General features: G+C 66.5%; 23 protein-coding genes. 14 read left to right on the top strand and 9 right to left on the bottom strand.

The features are described from left to right. Positions 1–11: 11 nt before the first annotated feature. Positions 12–572 carry a carboxymuconolactone decarboxylase family protein gene (locus tag ABNQ39_RS27080; RefSeq protein ID WP_376964317.1) on the bottom strand — a complete coding sequence of 187 codons (561 nt, stop codon included), beginning with the start codon at positions 570–572 and terminating at the stop codon, positions 12–14. Positions 573–663: 91 nt separating this feature from the next. After that, positions 664–1,611 carry a LysR family transcriptional regulator gene (locus ABNQ39_RS27075; protein WP_376964314.1) on the bottom strand — a complete coding sequence of 316 codons (948 nt, stop codon included), beginning with the start codon at positions 1,609–1,611 and terminating at the stop codon, positions 664–666. 232 nt (positions 1,612–1,843) lie between these two features. On the opposite strand from ABNQ39_RS27075, the gene ABNQ39_RS27070 reads away from it, so the two are divergent. Then, on the top strand, positions 1,844–1,987 hold the full coding sequence (locus tag ABNQ39_RS27070; RefSeq protein ID WP_376964311.1) for a hypothetical protein: 144 nt from the start codon (positions 1,844–1,846) through the stop codon (positions 1,985–1,987). A 35-nt stretch (positions 1,988–2,022) separates the two neighbouring features. Next, positions 2,023–2,700 carry a peroxiredoxin-like family protein gene (locus ABNQ39_RS27065; RefSeq protein WP_376964308.1) on the top strand — a complete coding sequence of 226 codons (678 nt, stop codon included), beginning with the start codon at positions 2,023–2,025 and terminating at the stop codon, positions 2,698–2,700. Between the two features lie 248 nt (positions 2,701–2,948). Here ABNQ39_RS27065 and ABNQ39_RS27060 read toward each other — a convergent pair whose 3' ends face one another. The 3 genes from ABNQ39_RS27060 to ABNQ39_RS27050 form a co-directional block, all read right to left on the bottom strand. Next, the gene (locus ABNQ39_RS27060; RefSeq protein WP_376964305.1) at positions 2,949–3,569 is read right to left on the bottom strand and encodes an NrsF family protein; all 621 of its coding nucleotides are present in this window, start codon (positions 3,567–3,569) and stop codon (positions 2,949–2,951) included. 11 nt (positions 3,570–3,580) lie between these two features. Next, positions 3,581–4,138 (bottom strand): sigma-70 family RNA polymerase sigma factor, encoded by a 558-nt coding sequence (locus ABNQ39_RS27055; RefSeq protein ID WP_376964302.1) that lies wholly within the window; start codon positions 4,136–4,138, stop codon positions 3,581–3,583. A gap of 300 nt (positions 4,139–4,438) precedes the next feature. Next, positions 4,439–4,912 (bottom strand): PRC-barrel domain-containing protein, encoded by a 474-nt coding sequence (locus tag ABNQ39_RS27050; RefSeq protein WP_376964299.1) that lies wholly within the window; start codon positions 4,910–4,912, stop codon positions 4,439–4,441. Here ABNQ39_RS27050 and ABNQ39_RS27045 point away from each other — a divergent pair. The 9 genes from ABNQ39_RS27045 (at position 4,911) to ABNQ39_RS27005 (ending at position 12,749) form a co-directional block, all read left to right on the top strand. Then, entirely contained in the window at positions 4,911–5,150 is a 240-nt protein-coding gene (locus ABNQ39_RS27045; RefSeq protein ID WP_376964296.1) for a hypothetical protein, read from the top strand. The genes ABNQ39_RS27050 and ABNQ39_RS27045 overlap by 2 nt on opposite strands. Then, positions 5,125–5,697, top strand: coding sequence for a cytochrome b/b6 domain-containing protein (locus tag ABNQ39_RS27040; protein ID WP_376964293.1), 573 nt, complete (start codon positions 5,125–5,127; stop codon positions 5,695–5,697). Before ABNQ39_RS27045 ends, ABNQ39_RS27040 begins: the two co-directional genes overlap by 26 nt. Positions 5,698–5,709: 12 nt before the next feature. Next, on the top strand, positions 5,710–6,501 hold the full coding sequence (locus tag ABNQ39_RS27035; RefSeq protein ID WP_376964290.1) for a molybdopterin-dependent oxidoreductase: 792 nt from the start codon (positions 5,710–5,712) through the stop codon (positions 6,499–6,501). A 23-nt stretch (positions 6,502–6,524) separates the two neighbouring features. After that, on the top strand, positions 6,525–8,528 hold the full coding sequence (locus ABNQ39_RS27030) for a hypothetical protein (RefSeq protein ID WP_376964287.1): 2,004 nt from the start codon (positions 6,525–6,527) through the stop codon (positions 8,526–8,528). Between the two features lie 126 nt (positions 8,529–8,654). Further along, on the top strand, positions 8,655–9,797 hold the full coding sequence (locus ABNQ39_RS27025) for a trans-sulfuration enzyme family protein (RefSeq protein WP_376964284.1): 1,143 nt from the start codon (positions 8,655–8,657) through the stop codon (positions 9,795–9,797). A 34-nt stretch (positions 9,798–9,831) separates the two neighbouring features. Continuing rightward, a complete protein-coding gene (locus tag ABNQ39_RS27020) occupies positions 9,832–10,548 on the top strand; it encodes a TIGR04282 family arsenosugar biosynthesis glycosyltransferase (RefSeq protein WP_376964281.1) in 717 nt (238 codons plus the stop codon). Continuing rightward, complete coding sequence (locus ABNQ39_RS27015) at positions 10,545–11,309, top strand: glycosyltransferase family 2 protein (protein WP_376964278.1); 765 nt, start codon at positions 10,545–10,547, stop codon at positions 11,307–11,309. Before ABNQ39_RS27020 ends, ABNQ39_RS27015 begins: the two co-directional genes overlap by 4 nt. 7 nt (positions 11,310–11,316) lie before the next feature. Beyond that, a complete protein-coding gene (locus tag ABNQ39_RS27010; RefSeq protein ID WP_376964275.1) occupies positions 11,317–12,384 on the top strand; it encodes an NAD-dependent epimerase/dehydratase family protein in 1,068 nt (355 codons plus the stop codon). Continuing rightward, on the top strand, positions 12,381–12,749 hold the full coding sequence (locus ABNQ39_RS27005) for an EamA family transporter (protein WP_376964272.1): 369 nt from the start codon (positions 12,381–12,383) through the stop codon (positions 12,747–12,749). Before ABNQ39_RS27010 ends, ABNQ39_RS27005 begins: the two co-directional genes overlap by 4 nt. A 170-nt stretch (positions 12,750–12,919) precedes the next feature. Here ABNQ39_RS27005 and ABNQ39_RS27000 read toward each other — a convergent pair whose 3' ends face one another. The 3 genes from ABNQ39_RS27000 to ABNQ39_RS26990 all read right to left on the bottom strand — a co-directional run bounded on the left by ABNQ39_RS27000 (position 12,920) and on the right by ABNQ39_RS26990 (position 16,950). After that, positions 12,920–13,660 carry a Sua5/YciO/YrdC/YwlC family protein gene (locus ABNQ39_RS27000; protein ID WP_376964269.1) on the bottom strand — a complete coding sequence of 247 codons (741 nt, stop codon included), beginning with the start codon at positions 13,658–13,660 and terminating at the stop codon, positions 12,920–12,922. A gap of 31 nt (positions 13,661–13,691) precedes the next feature. Further along, a complete protein-coding gene (locus tag ABNQ39_RS26995; protein WP_376964266.1) occupies positions 13,692–14,903 on the bottom strand; it encodes an MFS transporter in 1,212 nt (403 codons plus the stop codon). Positions 14,904–15,315: 412 nt separating this feature from the next. Beyond that, a complete protein-coding gene (locus ABNQ39_RS26990) occupies positions 15,316–16,950 on the bottom strand; it encodes a long-chain-fatty-acid--CoA ligase (protein WP_376964263.1) in 1,635 nt (544 codons plus the stop codon). A gap of 368 nt (positions 16,951–17,318) precedes the next feature. Between ABNQ39_RS26990 and ABNQ39_RS26985 the strand changes: the two genes are divergently transcribed. Then, positions 17,319–17,648 carry a hypothetical protein gene (locus ABNQ39_RS26985; protein WP_376964260.1) on the top strand — a complete coding sequence of 110 codons (330 nt, stop codon included), beginning with the start codon at positions 17,319–17,321 and terminating at the stop codon, positions 17,646–17,648. 90 nt (positions 17,649–17,738) lie between these two features. Here ABNQ39_RS26985 and ABNQ39_RS26980 read toward each other — a convergent pair whose 3' ends face one another. Further along, on the bottom strand, positions 17,739–18,524 hold the full coding sequence (locus ABNQ39_RS26980; RefSeq protein WP_376964257.1) for a GntR family transcriptional regulator: 786 nt from the start codon (positions 18,522–18,524) through the stop codon (positions 17,739–17,741). A 110-nt stretch (positions 18,525–18,634) separates the two neighbouring features. Here ABNQ39_RS26980 and ABNQ39_RS26975 point away from each other — a divergent pair, with 110 nt between their 5' ends. Continuing rightward, complete coding sequence (locus ABNQ39_RS26975; RefSeq protein WP_376964254.1) at positions 18,635–19,492, top strand: isocitrate lyase/PEP mutase family protein; 858 nt, start codon at positions 18,635–18,637, stop codon at positions 19,490–19,492. A 5-nt stretch (positions 19,493–19,497) separates the two neighbouring features. After that, complete coding sequence (gene leuC, locus ABNQ39_RS26970) at positions 19,498–20,895, top strand: 3-isopropylmalate dehydratase large subunit (protein ID WP_376964251.1); 1,398 nt, start codon at positions 19,498–19,500, stop codon at positions 20,893–20,895.

Genomic DNA, 20,895 nt, shown 5'->3' with positions numbered 1-20,895 from the left:
TCCGCCTTGCATCAGTCGATGGCGGGCTTGCTCCACTCGTTGCCCTTCATGAAGGCATCGAGCGGCGTGTGGGTGATGTGGTTGGTGTAGTTGCTCATCACCTTGGTGGCGACGCCGAGCACCACTTCCAGGACGTTGCGGCGGGTGAAGCCGGCCGCCAGGAAGGCATCGACCTCCGCGTCGTCGACCCAGCCGCGATTGCGCACCACCAGCGTGGCGAAGCGGTGCAGCGCCTCCAGCGTGGCATCGGGCAGTTCGCTGCCGGCGCGCAGTGCGGCGATCACGTCCTCGCCCATCTTCTGCATCCGGGCGAGCGTGGTATGGCCGGCCATGCAGTAGTGGCACTCGTTCTCGAAATTGGCGGTCAGATAGACGACCTGCTGCTCATGGGTGCTGAGCGTAGTCTTGGAGAACAGGTCCCACAGCGCCGTGTAGCCGGCCAGCAATTCCGGCGATTCCGCCATATAGGACTGCAGGTTGGGCACAAAGCCGAAAGCGGCCTTCACGCCCTCGAAAATTGGCTTTGCGGCATCCGGGGCGGTATCAAGCGTATGGCTGGTAAACTTGGTCATGGAGCGGTTCCTTGTTCCGTCGGTTGCGTTCGACGGATCGGACCATGACCCATTCCCAGAACGCCGCGTAGGTGGGCCACGCGACTAATGCCTATGCCTCCTGGGAATGATCCCGCTGGGAATGGCCTCCCCCCAACTCCACCTCCTCCGCCGACGCACCATCGCCGTTCACGATGGTGGCGACGAATTCCGCGAAGGCGCGCGCCTTGGTGCTGGCCAGCCGGCCGGTGGGGAACACCGCCCACAGGTCGATCGGCGGTAGCGTCCAGTCTTCCAGCACCCGTCGTACCGATCCGTCGGCAAGCTCGGGACCGAACATCCAGTCGGATGCGACCGCCAGCCCCAGATCGGCCAGCACCGCCGCCCGGATCCCTTCCGCCGCGCTGACCCGCAGTCGGCCGCGCACCACGACCGATGCTTCGGTTCCGCCCTGCCGGAACGCCCAGCTGTTGCTGAGCTGGCTGTAGACCACCGCGTCATGATCGGCGAGATCGGCCGGGGTCTGCGGCACGCCCGCTCGGGCAAGATAGGCAGGCGTTGCCACGACAGAGCGGCCACCGTTGGCGATCCGCCGCGCCACCGCCGTCGAGTCCGACAGCGTGCCCATGCGCAACGCGACGTCGATCCCCTCGGACACCAGATCGATCACCCGGTCGTCCAGGATCACTTCCATGTCCAGCTCCGGATGGCGGTTCAAGAAATCGGGCAGGCGCGGCACGATCAGCAGGCGGGCGAAGGTGGTCGCGGCGCAGATGCGCAGCCGGCCCGACAGTCCAGCCCCGGCACCCCGCGCCTCCAGCTCCGCTTCATCAACTTCCCGGATGGCGAGGCGTGCGCGCTCATAAAAGCGCAGCCCCGCTTCGGTGGGCGTCAGGCCATGTGTCGACCGCAGCAGCAGGCGCACCTGCAACCGCTCCTCCAGTTGCGCGATCGTCTTGGAGATGGCCGGCTGGCCCACCCCCAGTTGCCGGGCCGCACCCGAGAAGGAGCCGGTCTCCACCACCCGCACGAAGCTGGCCATCGCCTGCAATCGGTCCATCGTTATTCCTGACAGGAATTACCGTTATTGCTCCGGCCGGACTGCCGGCCGGAATTTGGAATGGCGATAACTCTCCCATCGGCGGCGACGCTGCAAGGAAGAAGCGAACCATGATCGAGCTTTATGCATTTGCGACGCCCAAACCGCCAAGGACTGGGGCCCCGTCAACGAGATCGTGCCCTCCGGCCAGTTGCTCGTACGAGCGAATGAGATCGCTGAAGGACTGGCCGCCTTGCCGCTGCTCACCAGCCGCTACACGCACATCGCGCTGACGCAGAAGCTGCGCCGGATCGTCGATGAAGGCGCCGGTCACGGCCTGGCGCTGGAAGGCATCAGCGCGGCCGAGATCGCCCGCTCCGCCGCCCCGAACAGCTGATCCGTTTCCCTCCATTTCATAAGAAGGACTTCTCCATGTCGCTCCAGGAAAAGCTCGACGCCTTCAAGGCCGATTTCCAGGCGGGCAAGCCGCCCTATAATGTCCCCCGCTCGGTGATCGAGACGATGCATAGCGCCACCACCGAACTGATCGCCTCCGGCGCTGCCGGCCTTGCGCTCAAGGCCGGGGACAAGGCTCCCACTTTCATGCTCAACGACCCCGACGGCGAGGCGGTGTCGTCCGCCGCCCTGCTGGCGAAGGGGCCGCTGGTGGTCAGTTTCTACCGCGGCGTCTGGTGCCCCTACTGCAACATGGAGCTACAGGCGCTGCAAGCGGCGCTGCCGACCTTCCAGTCCCTCGGAGCAAACCTGCTCGCCATTTCGCCGCAGAGGGCCCCGAACAGCCGCAAGTCGGTGCGCCAGAACGCACTCGGCTTCCCGATCCTGTCGGACCCGCGCAACGACGTCGCAGCCGCGTTCGGCCTGCGCTTCGAACTGCCCGACTATCTGGTCGAGCTGTACAAGGGACTGAAGAACGACCTGCCGGTATTCAACGGCGATCCAAGCTGGACCCTGCCGATGCCGGCCCGCTTCGTCATCGGGCAGGACGGAACAATCCTCTACGCCGAGGTTAACCCGGACTACACCCGCCGCCCCGAACCCGAGGACATGCTGCCGGCACTGCGCAGCGCCAATCGGACGACGGTCGCCTGATCCCTGTCGATCCACCCGCCTGCAGCAACGCCTCCGTTCCAGAACCGGAGCGGGGGCTGGAGATCAACGATGCAACGCAGTTTCCTGATCACCGGGGCGAGCAAGGGCATCGGCTTGGCGCTCCCAACTCAGCATAGGCAGCTCGACGATGCCGGCAACCGGTTCGGAAGGAGGATCAGCGCACCGATCACAACGGCTTCCTTAATGACGGTTGGATCCGTGTACCTGCGCAGAACCGCCAGTGCGCTTCACCATCTCAGGAAGCGACGTCCGGCGAGACAGCCCGCAACCCCCGTGACGAGGATAGCGGCGGAATACCAAGCCGCCACGAAAAGCGGACTGTCGTCGGGGCAGTGCAACGCGTAGAAAGTGGCAGCAATGCCGCCCGCTGCCAGACCGGCGAACCCGCCCGCCAGCACCGGCCGCTCCGGAGCGCCCCTCCGCATCACGGTGATCAGGAGGGCAAGCGGCCCAATGGCCATCAGAGGAATCAGGCTCAGGCAGAATCTGGCGTTGGTGCCGACGAGGCGCGACTGCCAAAGGCTCGCCGGGACCTGATGAAGCTCCAGCGCGACCGCAGCCGTCACGAGGATCGGAACGGCGCCCAGCACCAGCCGCCAACCACCAGCCGTCATTCCCGGCCGGCTCAGGCGCAGGGCGACACCCAGGGCGCCCAGGGCCAGCGGCATCGTCGCGACAAACTTGAACAGGAAACTTGCGCTCTCCGCCGCCCGTCCGATGTCCGGCCGGACCCCGATCACGGCGAGGAAGATGCCGCCGGCGACGAAAATGCTCAGCAGGGTCGCCGCCATGAAGACCGTACCGAAGCCGAAACGCGGCGGCGGGTCGAGCGCCAGCCGGTCGATCAAATCCTCCGTCCTCATGTCGACTGGATCCGGCACAGCTGCGCCAAGGACTTCAGCGCCCGGTGCAGCGCGACGCGGACCGCGCCCTCGGTCATCTTGAAGCGGTTGGCGGTTTCGCGGATGCTGTCGCCTTCGATCGAAATCGAGCGGACGATGTCCTGCTGGCGCCGCTTCAGGGTGGCCAGATGGCTGTCGATGTCCAGCTGCGTCAAGCCCTCGGCCTGCTCCTCGGCCGCTAACGTGTCCATGACGTCCTCAATCGGCACATTCGTCCGCCGGCCCCTCCGGCGCAGCGCATCGATGATCTTATTGCGGACGATCGCCCCGATCCAGGGACCGATCGGCCGTGAAGAATCCCAGCTCCCACGCTTGAGATGGATCGCCAGCAGAACCTCCTGCACGATGTCCTCGGTCTCGCTGTCCGGTGCCCCCAGTGTCCGGCAGCGTGATCGCGCCATCGCCCGCAGATGCGGAGTGATGCAAAGCAGGAACTGGCGGTAGGCACCGGAATCGCCTGCGAGCGCCATCCGCATCAGGTCCGCCCATTCCTGCTCCAATCCCTGGTCCCACATGCTCCTCCCCCGGTCCGGATGCGATGACGGTCAGGCCGAGGCTTCATTGTAGTGCACCCGATCTGAATCGCGAAATCACCGTCGGTCACAAAGGCGTGATCGGCCAAGAGCCGGCCTGCGTGGCCATTCGGTATCCCGCGTCCGGCGTCCGTGTGTTTCGCCAGCGCCGGCTTTGTAACGAACCCGTGCTTCACGGCGTAAGGACCTGAAGGGGGATACTCCCCGCCCTGGGAAACACGGAGATCGGGAATGCCGACCGGAAACATCCATGGCGCACGGCGCAACGAGGGACGCCCGTCCTCAACGGCGGGAAATGGCGATGCGGATGATGTCGTCGTCGGCAATCACGGTGCCGTCCGCCTCTTTCCAGCTGGGAAGCGAGGGGAAATCCTTCCTGGGAATGTCCAGCACATTCAGGTGCCGCGCGAGGATCGCCACCGTCTCGATGGGGATGCCGACCAGACGCCCGCCATGGCCGAACCAGTCGTCGCACCGCGATACCAGCACGATCCTGCCGTTCGGCATCCGAACAACGTCAGTCACATGGCCAAGCGTACGGTCGTCCTCGTCGAGCAGGGGAAGCCCCCGCAGATCGCCGACCCGGACTTTCTGCGGGAAGCGCCGCTTCATCCGCTCCTCCGGCGTCGAGCCGTCCGCCTCGGGCTGCGTCTGGGTGTGCGCTCCCCCCTCCGCTCGCCTGGGCTTGGCATCGTCGGCATGGGCCGGGCTTCGGATCGGGCCCAGAGTCATCGCAGCGAGAAAAAGAACAGCCATGGTGGATCGCATGATGATGCCTCATGGAAAACTGGAAGACTTGAACAAAAAAATAGATCAACTACGGATATTCGTCAATATTCGATGTAGAAAAGAAAATATCTCATATGTAAACATGAGGGATGCCGAAAATGAAATCTTCCAGATTTATGCATCCTCTTGCGGTCAGGCTGATGCATTGGACGAACGCTGCGGCGATGATTCTCATGATCATGAGCGGATGGAAAATCTACAATGACGAGGTTCTGTTCGGATTCCTGCATTTCCCCGAGGAGATTGTGCTGGGCATATGGGCGCAGCACGCCCTGCAATGGCATTTCCTGGGCATGTGGATCCTGGTGCTGAACGGGATCGCCTATCTGACCTACGGCGTCCTATCCGGCCGGTTCCGCCGGCTGTTCTTCCCGATATCTCCGCGTGACCTGGTCCGTGAGACCGTGGCCGCCTTGAGATTCCGCCTCAACCACACCGACCTCACGCACTACAACGCCGTTCAAAAGAGTCTCTATGTCGGCGTGATCCTCGTGGTGGCGCTTCAGGTCGTTTCCGGCCTCGCCATCTGGAAACCGGTGCAATTCTCTTTCCTCGTGTCGCTCTTCTACGATTTCCAGGGGGCGCGTCTGGCCCATTTCGCCGGAATGACGGCCATCGTGCTGTTCGTCCTGGTCCATGTCTCGCTGGCGATCCTGGTGCCGCGGACCCTTCTCGGCATGCTGACCGGCGGGCCGCGCCTCGATGCCGACCGGGAGCCTCCGGTGACGCCCTCCCAAGCCTCGAACCCGTGACGGATGCCGACCATGCCTCTGCGCCGCCCCTTCACCTCGCTCTTCCGGCCGCAACGCGGACCGGACCAGAGCGTCCTCACCGAACAGCGCGGACTCGTCGAGACGATCGACCGTCGCAAGCTGCTGCGCGGCACCCTCAGCCTCGGCGCCCTGACGATGCTGACCGGCTGCAACATCTCCGACCGCGATGCCGTCCAAACCGTTCTCCGGGCTGTGTCCGGCTTCAACGATGGGGTCCAGGCCCTGCTGTTCGATCCGAACAAGCTGGCACCGACCTATGCCGCGTCCCAGGTCGTGAAGCCGCCGCGCTTCAACGCCTATTACGAGATCGAGGACCTGAAGCCGGTCGACATCGACGGCTGGAACCTGGAGCTGAGCGGACTGATCGCCGACAAGCGGCCCTGGAGCCTGGAGCGGATCTACGCCCTGCCGGAACAGGAAGAAATCATCAAGCACATCTGCGTCGAGGGCTGGGATTACATCGGCCAGTGGTCGGGACCCAACCTCCGCGACTTCCTCACACGGGTGGGGGCGGATCTGAGCGCCAGATACGTCGTCTTCCACGGGAACGACGATTACATGGAGAGCATCGACATGCCCTCGGCTCTGCACCCCCAGACCATCCTGGCCACCAGATACGCGGGCGAGCCGATCACCGATCCCTTCGGCTTTCCTCTGCGCCTGCGCACGGCGGTGAAGCTCGGCTTCAAGAACCCGAAATGGATCCGTGCCATCGAGGTCACCAACAGCTACTCACCCGGTTTCTGGGAGAAGCAGGGCTTCAACTGGTTCAGCGGGCTTTGACCATGCCGGAAGCCGGATAAATCGTGCCTTCGCTGTCCCTCGCCGCCCTCTGCATCGCGACCGGCCTTGTCCTGTGGATGGCCAGCGGCTACGCGCTCGCGCGGTCGCTGGCGTTCGACCGTACCATCGCCTTGGCGCTGGCGCCTGTCCTGGGCTGGGCGGTGCAGAACGCCCTGGCCCTGCTGCTCTCGCTCGTCGTCGGCTTCTCGCCCGTTGCGACCGTTAGCGCCGTGGTCCTGATCTGTGCGGCCGGGCTCCTGAGGGTCCGCCGAGACGGGAGCGGGAGCGACCATCGCATCCCGCCTCACACCCTGTGGGTCTGTCTCGCCGCCGCCGTCATGGCGGCTGGACCGGCGCTTGCGGTGCTGCCGAAATTCGTCGGCGACGGTGTCGCGGTGGCGCCGGCACTCTTCGATCACGCGAAGATCGCGCTGATCGACCAGATCGTCCGGGAGGGGGTTCCCCCGATGAACCCCGTCTATGGCGGAGCGGAGGCGCCGGCCGGGGTCGCCTACTACTATCTCTGGCAGTTCGGCGCCGCACAGCTTGCCCAGCTAACCGGTGCGACCGGCTGGGCGGCCGACGCGGCGGCAAGCTGGCTGACCGCCTTCTCGACCCTGCTGCTGATGGCCGGGCTCGCCCGTCGATTCAGCGGCCGCGCCCTCGCCCCCTTCCTCGCGATCGGCCTCAGCGGGCTGGGTTCGCTGCGGCCGGTCCTGGCCGCAATGGCCGGTGAGGAGACGCTCCCACACTGGCTCCAGCCTGCCACCGGACTCGCCGGATGGCTGTTCCAGACGAGCTGGAGTCCACACCATGTCCAGGCCGCGGGCTGCGTCGTGGTGGCGGTGATGCTCATGGTCCGGCTCGCCCGGCGGCCCGGAGCGCTCGCGACCGCCACCCTGGCGCTGTTGGCGGCGGCGGCGTACCAGAGTTCGATCTGGGTCGGCGGGGTGGTCTTCATCCTGGCGGCCGCCGGATGCGCCCTTTTCCTGGCACGCTCCCGCCCGGCGGGCGGGGCGGGAACCTTCCTCCTGCTCGGCGGCGTCGCGGCGGTCGTCGCCGTCGCCATCGCCTCCCCGCTCCTGGTCGAGCAGTATCGCAGCGCCGTCGCCCGAGGCGGCGGCCGTCTCATCGCCATCGATCCCTTCGAAGTGCTGGGGCCTGCCCTGCCCCAACCGCTCGGCCGGGCGCTCGACGTGCCGGCCTACTGGCTGGTGCTGCTGGTCGTCGAGTTTCCGCTCGTCTATCTCGCGGGGGCCATCATGCTCGCGCGGATGGCGGCACGGCCGAATGCGTGGCCGGACGCGTGGCCGGACGGGCCGCTCGTCCGCGCCCTCGCCATCCTGACGGCAGCCAGCCTCGGCACGGGCTGGCTGCTCGTCAGCACAACCGGTGTGAACAACGATCTCGGCTGGCGCGCCGTGCTGCCCGGCCTGATGGTGCTGACCGCCGCCGCCGGCGCCGGGCTGGCCCGCTGCGTGGAGCGGCGGGCGGCGCTCCCTTTGGTCCTGGCGATGGCCGCCGCGACGGCGACGCTGCCCGACGGGCTGCGCCTCGCCGCCGAGAATCTGGCGGGCAAGCCCTCCCCCTCGGCCGCCGCGTTCGCGCGCTCCCCGGCCCTGTGGCAGGCGGTCCGGCGCCATGCGCCGCCCGACGCCCGGGTCGCAAACAACCCCGTCTTGTTCGCCGACATGACGCCCTGGCCGGTGAACCTGTCCTGGGCGCTGTTCGCCGACCGCCGCTCCTGTTTCGCCGGGAACGAGCTGGCCATCGCCTTCGCCGCCCTGTCGTCCGCGCGGCGGGCGGCGATCGCCGACCAATTCCGGCGGGTCTTCGCCGGTGACGGCACGCCGGACGATATCCGGGCGCTCGCACGGACCCATCGCTGCGACGTGGTGGTGGTCACGGTCTTGGACGGTGCCTGGAGCCATGACCCCTTCGCCGCAAGCCCCTTCTACCGCTTCGCGGAGGCCGAACTCGGCCTGTGGCGGATCTACATTGCCGTACCCCGTAAAACGGATGACTGAACCCGGTCCTGAAATAAATCCGACCGGGCTGTAACGACGGGCCGCCAACCACCGTATTCCTCCCATGAGCCACCCGTTTCACCCCCCATCGGCGACCACCGGAGCAACATCCTGAGGCCCCCAATCTTGACGCCACGCACACCGATGCCCCGCACGCTGACGGCGCGGGCCCTGGGCGCCGGCCGTTCTCTGGCCGCCTCGCTGACGCCACCCATCGACGTAAGCGCCACCTACATGCGCGACGCGGACAATGGCTACAGCTCAGGCCATGTCTACGGGCGCAAGGACAACGCTTCGGTCCAGCAGGCGGAGCGTCAGATCGCCGACCTGGAACACGCCCGCGAGGCGCTGCTCTTCGGCTCGGGCATGGCGGCCGCCACCACCCTGTTCCTGGCGGCATCGCCCACCCACATCGTCGCTCCGCGGCAGATGTATTGGGGGCTGCATGTCTGGCTCGCCGAGGCCCATCGCTACGGGCACGAGGTGACCTTCGCCGACATGGCCGACCTCGACGCCGTCGGCCGCGCCATCCGGCCGGGCCGCACCGGCATCGTCTGGATCGAAACGCCGAGCAACCCGCTCTGGACCGTCACCGACATCGCCGCCGTCGCCGAACTTGCGCACCGGGCGGGTGCCTTGGTCTGCGTCGATTCCACGGCGGTGACGCCGGTGCTGACCCGGCCGCTCGATTGCGGCGCCGACATCGTCATGCATTCCGCGACCAAATACCTCAACGGCCACTCCGATGTGGTTGCCGGCGCCCTAGCAGCATCGGCCCCATCGGCTTTGTGGGACCGGATCGCGGCCATCCGCGACCAGCACGGCACGACGCCCGGTCCGTTCGACGCCTGGCTGCTGATGCGCGGCCTGCGGACGCTCGACCTGCGGGTGCGCGAGCAGAGCCGCAGCGCCGCAACCCTGGCCGGCCGGCTGGCCAGCCATCCGGCGCTGTCCGCCGTGCTCTATCCCGGCCTTGCCGACCATCCCGACCACGCCATCGCCGCCCGCCAGATGTCCGGCGGCTTCGGCGGCATGCTGTCCGTCCGCGTCAGGGGCGGAGCGGCGGCGGCGGTGAAGGTGGCGGCCAATGTCCATCTCTGGCGGCGGGCGACCTCGTTCGGCGGCATCGAAAGCCTCATCGAGCACCGGTCCTCGATCGAGGGCCAAGGATCGCCCTGCCCCGACGATCTGCTGCGCTTGTCGGTCGGGCTCGAAGACCCGGACGACCTGTTCGGCGACCTGGAGCAGGCGCTCGACCCCATCCGCTGATCAATCCTCCCTCATTCCGGCGGAGACCCGACCCATGACGACCATAGCGGTGGCCATCATTTGCAAGACGCCGAGCCCCGGCAAGTCCAAGACCCGGCTGTCGCCGCCTCTGCCGCCGGAGGAGTGTGCCGAAATCTCCGGCTGCTTCATCGCCGATCTGGCCGCGACCATCGCCGGCCTGTCGGAGGGCGGCGACGCGCCCGGCTATGCGGTCTATACCCCGGTGGGCTCCGAAGAGGAGCTGCGGCACCTGCTTCCCGACGGCTTCGGGCTGGTGCCCCAGGGCGAGGGCGATCTCGGCCGGCGGCTGGACCAGGGCATCACCGACCTTCTGGCGCAGGGCCATGCCGGCGCCATCCTCGTCAACTCCGACAGCCCGACCCTGCCGCGCCACATCCTCCGCGCCGCGGTCCAGGCGCTCAAGTCCGGCGACAACGCCGTCATCAGTCCGGCGCTCGACGGCGGCTACACGCTCATCGGCCTGTCGCGGTCCCATCCCGAACTGTTCGCGGACATCCCCTGGAGCACCGACACGGTCTACAATCTGACGCTTGAACGGGCGCGTACGATCGGCGTTCCGGTGATCTCGCTCGATCCCTGGTACGACGTGGACGATGCCCGGTCCTACGCTATGCTGGAGGACGAACTCGACGGCCGGCCACCGCCCTTCTCCGCCGCGGGTCGGCCGGTGCCGGAGGCGCCGCGCACCCGCGCGTTCGTGCGACGCCGCCAGACGGTGATGGCGTCATGAGCGGCGCGCAACCGCTTGAAAGCGTGGCCGTCGTCATCCCCTGCCTCGACGAGGAGGACTCCATCGCGGACGTGGTGCGGGAGGTGATGGCCGAGGGCGTCGGCGAGGTCATCGTCGTCGACAACGGGTCCACCGACCGGACCGCCGAGCGGGCCGCCGCGGCGGGCGCCCGTGTCGTGCTCCAGCCGGTGCGCGGCTACGGCCGCGCCTGCGCCGCCGGGCTGGCTGCCGTCCGCCCCGGAACGGAGATCGTCTGCTTCCTCGACGGCGACGGCAGCGACGTGCCCGCCTTCATCCTGCAAGTCATCCGGCCGGTCGCCGACGGCGAGGCGGACTTCGTCATGGGCTCGCGCCTGCGCGGGCGACGCGAGCGCGGCTCGATGACGCCGCAGCAGATCGTGGCGGGGCGGATCGCCGGGGCGCTGCTGCGGCTGACCTACCGGGTCCGCTTCACCGACATGTCGCCGTTGCGCGCGATGCGGGTCGACCGCCTGCGCGCGCTGGGCATGACCGAGGAAACCTACGGCTGGAACCTGGAGATGCAGATGCGGGCGGCGGCCGGCCTGCGCTGCCGGGAAATCCCGGTCGATCACCGGTGCCGGCGCGGCGGCCGGTCGAAGGTGTCCGGCGACCTCGCCGCCAGCCTGTCCGCCGCCTGGAAGATCGGAACCACCTTCCTCCGCCTTGCGTGGCGGCAGCCCGCCAACGTCGAGCCCGCCAACGCCGAAGGCCGGTCGGCGCAGACCATCGTTCGAAGGTAAAAAGAGCATGCGCGTTCTCCTCACCGGCGGGGCCGGTTTCATCGGCGGGCATGTGCTGGCCGAGCTTCTGCGCCGGGGCCACGAGGTGCGCGTCCTGGACTCACTGCGTCCCGACGTGCACCCCACCCCACCGGCCTGGACGGCGCCGGCCGGCGTCAAGGCACTGATCGGCGACTTGCGGGACGCCGCGATACTCGACAAGGCCGTCGCTGGCATCGACGCCGTCGTTCATCTCGCTGCGAAGGTCGGGCTGGCCGTCGCCATCGGCGACATGCCCGACTACGCCTCCTCCAACGAGGTCGGCACGGCCGAGCTTCTGGTGGCGATGGCCCGCGCCGGCGTATCCCGTCTGACGCTCGCCAGTTCGATGGTGGTCTATGGCGAGGGTTTCGGCCATTGTGCCGAGCATGGACGGGTACGGCCGGCCCCGCGGCTGGAAAGCGCTCTGGCACAGCAACGGTTCGAGCCGCCCTGCCCGCTCTGCGGCCAGCCGCTCGAAAGCCTGCTCGTCGCCGAGGACACGCCGTTCGACCCGCGCAACGCCTACGCCACCAGCAAGGCGGCGCAGGAGTTCTACGCCGCCAACTGGGCGCGCTCGACCGGCGGTGCTGTCGCGATGATGCGCTATCACAATGTGTACGGGCCGGGCATGCCGCGCGACACCCCCTATGCCGGCGTCGCCTCCATCTTCACCTCCGCGCTGCGGCGCGGCGAGGCGCCGCGGGTCTTCGAGGATGGCCGGCAGAGACGGGACTTCGTGCATGTCCGCGACGTTGCCTCCGCCACCGTCGCCGCTTGCGAAGGGCAGACGGAGGGCGTGGCCGCCTACAATGTCGGATCCAGCACGCCGCGAACGGTCGGTGACATGGCCGAGGCGCTGTCCAGGGCGTTGGACGGCCCGCCGCCGGTGGTGACCGGACAGTACCGGCTGGGCGATGTGCGCCACATCACCGCCGATTCCTCGTTCTTGCGCCGCCGGTTCGATTGGCATCCATGTGTTGGCTTCGCCGAGGGCATGACGGAGCTTGCCCATCTCGCCCCTGCTTCTCCCGGCGGTATGGTGCGCCTCCCGTGAGCCGCACCATATTGCTCGGTCTGATCCTGACCAGCGTGACGCTCAACGCGTCCGCACAGATTATGCTGCGGTGGGGCGCCCGGCAGGGATTCGGCACAAGCGATGCGTCGGCAATCGACAGCCTTGTCATGATCATCCGGCATCCGGCCATCCTCGGCGGGCTCGCCTGCTACGGCTTCAGTCTGCTCGTCTGGCTGCGGGTGCTGAGCAGGGCGGATGCGTCGTTCGCCTATCCTTTTCTCGCATTCGGCTTTGCTCTCGTCGCCCTCGCCGGCTGGTGGGTGCTCGGTGAGCCGATGACCGTTCGCCGCCTGGTTGGAACGGCGATCATCGTGGCTGGGGTGATCGTGCTCGCAGGGGAGTGATTGTATTCTGCTCGCCACCGCAACTCAGATCATCCAGGCAAAGTGAGCAAGAGCCGTCGACCTGCGGTAAGATCAAAGAGGTAGGCGAGGCGGCTTGCGAGATAGCCGCTCACCATGACCATGCGATCCAGGATTTCATTCAGGTATCCGAGTCCGCCGCATGGGACTGTTCACCTGGCCGAGAGATCGGGCAAAGCGAACTCCTGCAGGTGACCGGATGGGTTCGCGTTCGTTCCCGGGTCTTCAGGCAGTTCGACCTTGAAGTGACGCCGCAGGACGTCGGCGACGAGTTCGTAGCACGATCCGATCCTAACAACCTCAAGCTCGGGGAAGCGTATGATCGTGGCAGAGCGCTTGTATGTATGATACTTGCGGATACCGTAGTCGACGGTGATGTCTGCGATTTCCTGAATCTCCGGCTGGATGTCGTCCACGCGGAATTTCGGCCCAGTCCCCGTCAAGTTGGCGGAGGAGCCGAAGATCGGGTGCAGGTTGTCCCGACTGAGCCGGCAGATCTCGCGGAACAAGGGACCAGCGTTCAGCAGCATTGCCAGGGTTCCGTGGGCGGTGCTGGTGGCCAGGAGACCAGACGGCACGTTCCGCAGCATCGGATGTCCGGGGTCGAACGGCGCCACGGCCCCCAGCGGCAGATCGTAGTCGGACGTGATCGCCTCGATCATCTCCCGTGAACGCGTATCAAGGACGTGCAATTCACGTTGCGTGTCCAATCCGCACAGGAATGCATTCCGCTTGTGTCCTCCCCGTCCCTTGGCCGAGTTGATCCTTTTCACCGCATCTTCGGAGCCGCCCATCAACGCGTAGCCCACGTCGTTCGGGAATATCGCGATGCCTCCGTCCTTGAGGGCGTTGAACACCCGTTCCGCGTCCCCGCGCACGTCGATGACTGCCATGGGATGATCCTCCAACTTTCTGTGAGTGTTTTCAGTTCACGACTTGGGCTGCGATCCGCCCTTGCTGTCTGGCCTTGATCGGGACCAGCGCGAGAGCGCACACGGCCGCGATGCACAAAGAGGCGCTCATGAATGCGAATCCGGCGCCGAAACTGCCGGTGGCTTTCACTAGGTAACCGATGGCCGTGGGAGCCAGGGTCCCCCCGATCTGGCCCGCAGTGCTGACGACTCCGGCATACGCTGCGCGCGCGCGGCCGGGAGCGAGGTCGAGCACCACAGCGCCGTAGGTGGCCAGTCCGGCGTACATGAAGAGGCCGGCGATCGAGAGGGACGCCACTGAGAGAGCGAGTGTCGCCGAGGCGAAAGCTCCGAACAGTGCCAGGCACGCCAACAGATAGACGGCCGCCAGGAAGTAGGGGCGCCCGCGACTTCCGATCTTGGCTCCCGCCCAACCCGCCGCGAGTCCGCCGCAAAGCCCGAACACGTAAGGGAGACCGCCGAGAATGCCGGCGCCCTTGATATCGATGTGGCGTTCCAAAGCCAGATAACTTGGCATCCAGCCTAGGAACCCCCAGTATGCGATGCTCCAGAAGCCGTAGGCACCGCAGATGAGCCAAAGCGACGGCTCGCTGAGCACACTGCGGAAGCCGGCGTTGGTGGCCCGGTTCTCTTTGTTCTGCGCTTGCGGACCGACCGAGGGCACCAGCGCGAAGTTGACCGCCGCCACCGCCAGTGCAGGGATCGCCAGCAGCAAGAACACCTCATGCCAGCCGAACGACGTCAGCAGCATGCCTACAGCGGGTCCCGTCAGCGCAGGCGCGATGGCGAGCGCAGTCACCCATATCGACATGGCTCTTGGGCGATCCTCCGCGGCGAAGTTGTCGCCGATCAGCTTGTACGTCGCAGCGTTCGACAATCCCTCGGAAACGCCGAACAACAGCCGCGCCGCGATCAGTGCAGCGACCGTTGACACCAAGCCGGTCAGACCCGTGAAGAGCGCCCAGAAGAGTGGACCGACGATCACGACGGCGCGGGCTCCCCATTTGTCAGCTATGATTCCCCCGGGTATTTGCGACAGCAGGTACCCCAGGGAGAAAGAGGACAGCACAATCCCGAACGTATCGGTGTCGATGCTGAGGGACTTCATCATTGACGGGCCGGCGAAACTCACCACCACTCGGTCGGCGTAATTCACGAATTGCATGACCCAGATGGCGATCAAAAGCTTGGCGTTTCCACTCATGGCATGCCCTCCTTAGGTTTGTTTTTGAGCTGCTTTGTTCGTTGCAACGGATGTCCGGCCAGCTCTCCTGTAAGGGCGCGGTCGGAAGCCGGCCTGGACAGGCTCGAAGTAGCCTGCGAGCGCGCCGCGGCGAAGCGGCAGTCAAATTGCTGGGCGTGAGCCAAGGGTCAGGCGAGACTGACAGCGAACAGGACAGGTGCGGGCCAAGCGGATTGCTTGATGCTGCAGACTTCGCACCACGTGTCGACGGTGAGGACTCGCTCAGCGCAGCAGTCGTTTGGCCGTCATGCCGGCCTCATACCCAGCCGGCGCCTCTCAGGCAACCCACCCAGACGCCAACTTGACGATGCCCTGTGAATGATCCTAATCACGCCACCGGATCACAACCATTCAGCCGTGGAAAAGCAATTCATCAGCCGACTGTCACACGGAAGGATGGTTTGCCGTAAAGTTCCCGGATTCTTGCCTTGAGCAGCTTTCCCGTCGCGGTGTGCGGCAATTCGTCGACGAAAATCGCGTGATCGGGAATCCACCACCGGGCCACCTTACCCTCATAATGTGCCAGGACTTCCCGTTCCGTCAGCGTTGAACCCGGGCGACGCACGACCACCAGCAGCGGACGCTCGCTCCACCGCTCATCGGGATGGGCCACCACCGCCGCTTCCTGCACCGCGGGGTGAGCCATGGCGATGCTTTCCAGGTCAATCGAGCTGATCCACTCCCCGCCTGACTTGATGACATCCTTGGAGCGGTCGACGATTTGGACGTAGCCGTCGGCGTCCATCGTCACCACGTCGCCGGTCTCGAACCAGTCAGGCGGGGCTTGAGGGGCCTCGCTCTCTCCACGGAAATAGCCGGCGGCCACCCAGGGTCCGCGCACCTGCATGTTGCCGAACGCAATGCCGTCATGGGCAATCTCGGTCCCGTCGACGCCGACCACCCGGAACTCCATGCCGAACAGTGGGCGTCCCTGCTTGGCGGAGAGGGCGACCTCCTGCTCGGACGTCAATATCGGCCGGTTCGGCTTCGGGCTGTTGGCGAGACCGACCGGGCTGGTTTCGGTCATCCCCCAGGCATGCAGCACCTCGACCTTGTGGTCGCGGAACCGTGCGAACATCGCGGGCGGACAGGCGGAACCGCCGACAGCCACGCGCTTCAAAAGCCCAAAGGACTTGTCGTTGGCCGCCGCCCAGTCCAGCAGCGCCATCCATATGGTCGGCACGCCGGCGGTAAAGCTCACTTCCTCTTCGATGATCAGCTCATGCAGGCTAGCCCCGTCCAGCTTCGGTCCGGGCAGGACCAGCTTGGCCCCGACCAGCGGTGCGGCATAGGGCAGGCCCCAGGCGTTGACATGAAACATCGGCACCACCGGCATCGCAACCGAGCCTGCGCCCAGCGCGAATACGTCCGGCATGCACACCGCCATCGCATGCAGCACGATGGAGCGGTGGCTGTAGAGCACCCCCTTGGGATCACCCGTGGTGCCCGAGGTGTAGCACATCGCAGCCGCTTCGTTCTCGTCGAGCTGCGGCCAATCGAACCTGTCCGGTTGGACGGCCAGCAGATCCTCGTAGCAGAGCAGGGTCGGAAGCCTGCGGGATGTCGGCATGTGGGCGGCGTCGGTCATCACGACGATCGCCTCGACCCCGGTCAGCCGATCGGCGATCGATTCCAGCATCTCGACGAAGCTCAGCTCGACGAACAGGACCCGGTCGCCCGCATGGTTGATGATGTAGGCGATCTGGTCGGGGAACAGGCGCGGGTTGATGGTGTGGCAGACATGGCCTGCTCCCGACGCCCCGTAGTAGATTTCCAGATGCCGGTAGCCGTTCCACGCCAGTGTCCCGACCCGGTCACCGCGTCCCAATCCAAGCGCAGCCAGCGCATTGGCGAGTTGCTGGCTGCGCATCCAGGTCTTGGCATAAGTCGTGCGATGAAGCGGCCCCTCGACCGTGCGCGAAACAATTTCGGTATCGCCGTGATAGAGCGCGGCATGGCGAAGGATTGAGGAAACCATCAGCGGCACGTCCATCATGGTCGAGCGCATCGTCTACTCCCTTATTTGATGATCTTGTCGCTGAACCCTTCAAAGCGGATCAGCGAAGCCGTCACCGCGTTTTCGGTGTGGAGCCGAACTCCGCGCGCCGGAGGCTGCGGGGGCGCACCGACGGACGTTTCCGGCTTTGGCCCGGGCATCATCGAACGCGATTCCCGCTGTTGCGGAACGCTGCTCCATGGTCGGCGAGAGTCATGCTTCCCTCCCATCGGTTGTTCCGGAATGCCGAAGGTGACTGCGGCCGCCCCCCGCCCCGAAGGACAAGGCGCTCTTCATCCGGGGCCTCCATTGTTCGCTAGGCATAGCATTTATCATCACAACATGCAACATCTTATTATACTATGTTGAGCGCCTGCCCAATGTCCGCCCCGGCCGCAGCGGTGCGAACCTTCGGTGCCATCTCCTTCGCCGGGATCAGCGCGTTGTCGTTTATGTGGCAACAACGCGTCGGAAACTTCTGGTCGTCGATGTTGATTCCGGCCGCTCCGGCGGGCTCCATCCGGCGAACGATATGGAAGGTGCTCAGCGCATTGCCTCACCCGGTGTCGCCATCGGTCATCACCGGAATCGAGACGGCGTTGACGATCGACTGCACCGCATTGACTTGGTTGCGCATCTACAGGATGCCGCCAGGATTCCAGCGTCCGGCCGCAGCCGTTCCAAATCTCCAGGGGGGACACCAGACATGAATATGCCCCGGCGCGCCTCCGCTGTGATAAGGCAGCAGGAACGATGCATCATAACATATCGATTATTGGCGTTATGCCCTGAGCGGCACCTCAGTCGATCCGCCCCGCCGCCTCGAATTCCAGCATCCGCCCGTCGCCGAGCTTGCTAGATGAGATGCGGTAGCGGAAGGAATCCCAACGGAAGGTGGCGATCATCCGCTGGATCGGCCGTCCGCTTCCATCGCGCACCAGCCGGTCCAGGATGAAGACCGGCGCTCCCGGTTCCAGCCCGAGCAGGGCCGCCACTTCCCCATCGCATGGGGCGGCGCGCATCTCCTGTTCGACGCTGCTGGGCTGGATGCCACGGGCAGAGAGGAGGTCGAGCATCGTCGTTTTGACCAGCGCCTCACGCGGCAGCATCGCGCCGATGGCCGCCGGCACATGGGCCATCGTATGAAGGATGGCTTGACCCCGCCGGCGCCGCACGCGCTCCACCTGGAGAACCGGCTCGTCGGCGGGAGCCTCCAGCGCCTCGGCCACCTGTGCGGTGGGCATGCGCCAGGCGTAGGACAGCACCTCCGCCTCCATGCCGCGGCCGATCTGCAGGATGGAGGCGAGTTCCTCCTCGATCCGGGTGTTGACGGCGGCAGTCAGCAGGGGGGCAACACGGGCCTGCCGGCCCCGGCCGCGCTCGATCAAGCCCTCGCGTTCCAACTCCTCCAGGGCACGGCGGACGGTGATCCGGCTGACCTTGTGCTCGTCCTCCAGTTCCTTCTCGCTGGGCAGCAGCGAACCGGGGGCGAAGACACCGGCCCTGATGGCATCGCGCAGGTTCTGCTGCACCCGCACATAGAGCGGCTTGGCATCGGCAGCGGCCTCATCGGAGCGACTAATCATAATATCTCCTTGCTCGATATCATACTATGTGATACGTAGGGCCAGCATGTTTCGGATAAGTCATAACATGCGATAGCTCAAGTCCGATGCAGGGGACAGAACTTATGACAATGGCTCACACCCTCAGGGCACAGCTTCGCGACGGCGGGCTCCTCGTCGCTCCCGGCGTTTACGACGGCATCACCGCCCGGCTGGCAGTCCAGGCCGGGTTCGAGACCGTCTATATGACGGGCGCCTGCGTGTCGGCCGCTCGCGGCTATCCGGATTACGGCCTGCTGACTTTAACGGAAATGGCCGAAGCGGCCGGTGTTATCGCGGCCGCGGCCGGCGTGCCGGTCATCGCCGATGCCGACACCGGCTACGGCAACGAGCTGAACGCCACCCGGACGGTGCGCGAATACGAGATGCGCGGCGTTGCGGCGCTCCACATCGAAGATCAGGTGATGCCCAAGCGCTGCGGCCACCTCGACGGCAAGGAGGTGATCGGCCGCGAGGAATTCGCCGCCAAGATTGCCGCCGCCGCCGCGGCACGACGGTCGCCGGACTTCGTGGTGATCGCGCGGACCGACGCCCGTGCCGTCGCCGGTCTGGACGAGGCGGTCGCCCGCGCCAATCTGGCGCTGGCCGCCGGGGCCGACCTCGCCTTCGTCGAGGCGCCCCAGTCATTGGAGGAGGTTGCCGCGATCCCGCAGTTGGTCAAGGGTCCCTGCCTGCTGAACATCGTCCCCGGCGGACGGACCCCCGACGTGACCATGGCCCAGGCGGCGGAGATGGGGTTCCGGGTCGCCATCCTGCCCGGCCTGCTGATCACCGCCGCCATCCGCGCCTTCGACACGGCGCTTGCCGCCTTCGCGGAAACGGAGACCGTCGATTCCAGCACCGGGCCAAGTGTCCGTGAACTGTTCGGCCGGCTCGGCGCGCCGGAATGGGACCGCCTGCGCCGCCGGTACGCCCAGGCTGCGGAGTGACGACGATGCCCCGCACCCTGTTCGACCGCATCTGGGACAGCCATGTCGTCGCCGACCTGGGCGACGGCTGGGCCCTGCTCCACATCGACCGTCATCTTCTGCACGACCTGTCGGGAACCGGCGGACTGCATGAGGTCGAAGCCCGCGGCCTGACGGTCCGCCGTCCCGACCTCTGCTTCGCCACGGCCGATCACGCGGTCAGCAGCGCCCCCGGCCGCACCGGAACGAGCTATGGCCGGGGGGCTGCACTCTACACCGGCCTGAAGGAGCGGAGCGGCCAGCTCGGTATCCCCTTCTTCGACATTGGGCGGGACGGGCAAGGCATCGTCCATGTGATGGCCCCCGAGCTCGGCATCACCCTGCCCGGCACGATCCTGGTCTGCGGCGACAGCCATACCTGCACCAACGGCGGGTTGGGGGCGATCGCCTTTGGCATCGGTTCGTCGGAGCTGGTCCATGTCCTGGCGACCCAGACGCTACGGCAGCGCAAGCCCCGGCAGATGCGCATCACCTATCACGGTTCCCTGGCGCCGGGGGTCACGGCGAAGGATCTGGCTCTGCACGTCATCGCCACGCTCGGGGCCTCGGCCGGCACCGGCTTTGCCATCGAGCATGCCGGGCCGGGCATCGCCAACCTGCCGGTCGAGGGTCGGATGACGCTGTGCAACTTGTCGGTCGAACTGGGCGCCAAGATCGCTTTGTGCTCCCCCGACGACAGGACCATTGAGTATGTCCGCGGCCGGCGCTTCGCCCCTGCCGGCAATGCATGGGAGGCAGCGCTGGCCGACTGGCGCAGCCTGCAGACCGACGATGATGCGGTGTTCGACGCCGAGGTTCGCTTCGATCTGGCAGAGGTGCCGCCGACCGTCACCTGGGGAACCTCGCCCGATCAGGCGGTGGCGGTGAACGGCAGCGTACCGGACCCTGCACGCGCGCCCGACCCGACCAGAGGTGCCGCTTGGCAGGCCGCGCTCGACTACATGGGGCTGCAGCCGGGCCAGCGGCTGGAGGGGACCAGGATCGACTGGGTATTCATCGGCTCCTGCGCCAACTCCCGGCTGTCCGATCTCCGGGACGCCGCGCGCATCGCCCGCGGGCGCCGGGTCGCCCCCACCGTCCGCGCCTGGGTGGTGCCGGGCTCAGAAGCGGTGCGGCGGGCGGCCGAGGCGGAGGGGCTGGACGAGGTCTTCCGCGCCGCCGGGTTCGAATGGCGCGAGCCGGGGTGCAGCATGTGCGTGGCGGCCAACGGCGAGCAGGTGCCGCCGGGCGCCCGATCGGTCAGCACCTCCAACCGCAACTTCGTCGGCCGTCAGGGACCGGGCGCCCGCACCCATCTGGCAAGCCCGGCCATGGCCGCCGCCGCAGCCGTCACCGGAGCGATCTCCGATGTCCGGAGGTTTTGA

The organism is Azospirillum sp. A26, from assembly GCF_042604635.1.
GTDB classification, from domain to species: Bacteria; Pseudomonadota; Alphaproteobacteria; order Azospirillales; family Azospirillaceae; genus Azospirillum; species Azospirillum palustre.
Note: the sequence above shows the minus strand (reverse complement) of the source record. Positions and strands in the feature narration are given on the sequence as shown.